The sequence below is a fragment of the Pseudomonas juntendi genome (assembly GCF_009932375.1).
Lineage (GTDB): Bacteria > Pseudomonadota > Gammaproteobacteria > Pseudomonadales > Pseudomonadaceae > Aquipseudomonas > Aquipseudomonas juntendi.
The window spans coordinates 1-446 of the sequence record NZ_BLJG01000412.1 but is presented as its reverse complement, the minus strand read 5'-3'; the positions used below and the strand labels follow the sequence as shown (position 1 = coordinate 446).

General features: G+C 68.4%; 1 protein-coding gene. It reads right to left on the bottom strand.

Going from position 1 to position 446, the window contains the following annotated elements:
* Positions 1-446: methyl-accepting chemotaxis protein (locus GYA94_RS26385; protein ID WP_161893422.1), on the bottom strand; the 446-nt coding region annotated here is incomplete at both ends.

The following is a 446-nucleotide window of genomic DNA, read 5'->3' as shown; positions in this document are numbered from 1 at the left end:
CGCTTCGCCCACCACCCGGTCACCTTCACGGGCCTGCTGGTCGGCCATCAAGGCCGCTTCCGAGGCTTGCTCGGCGTTGCGTGCCACGTCGTGCACGGTCGCCGTCATCTGGTTCATGGCAGTCGCCACCTGATCGGTCTCGACCTTCTGGTTGTTGACCCCGGCGCTGGTCTGCTCGGTCACCGCCGACAGTTGCTCGGCCGCACTGGCGATCTGCGTTACCCCATCGCCGATGCCACCGATCAGCTCGCGCAAGCCTTGGGTCATGCGCTGCATGCTGGCTTGCAACTGGCCCAGCTCGTCACGGCGGTCTACCGGCAGGTTGTGGCTGAGGTCGCCGCTGGCTACCCGCTCGGCGGCGCTCAGGGTCTGGCGCAGGGGCACGACGATCTGCCGGGTAATCGCCCAGGCTGCCAGCAGGCCAAGGGCCAGCGCCAGCACGGTGG